General features: G+C 67.1%; 1 protein-coding gene. It reads right to left on the bottom strand.

All coding sequences use genetic code 11. The features are described from left to right. On the bottom strand, positions 1 to 252 hold a 252-nt coding region (locus JHD59_RS23070; protein ID WP_233164496.1), incomplete at both ends, for a squalene/phytoene synthase family protein.

The raw sequence follows: 252 nt of genomic DNA, 5'->3' as shown, positions 1-252 counted from the left end.
CCCCCCCCCCCCCCCCCCCCCCCCCCCCCCCCCCCCCCCCCCCCCCCCCCCCCTTTTCAAGCAGAAGACGGCATACGCGATAATTGGCGGAGTCTCGTGGGCTCGGAGATGTGTATAAGAGACAGGCGCCAGGCTGCGCGGATCGGTTTCGCCGTACAGCGCCAGCATCAACCGCCCCACCGGATTGGCAGATCGGCGGCAATAGTCCACCAATTCGCCAAAGCTCTGGTAACGCGTCTTGCCCACATCCTG

This window comes from Chromobacterium sp. ASV23, from assembly GCF_016428945.1.
Lineage (GTDB): Bacteria > Pseudomonadota > Gammaproteobacteria > Burkholderiales > Chromobacteriaceae > Chromobacterium > Chromobacterium sinusclupearum.
Note: the sequence above shows the minus strand (reverse complement) of the source record. Positions and strands in the feature narration are given on the sequence as shown.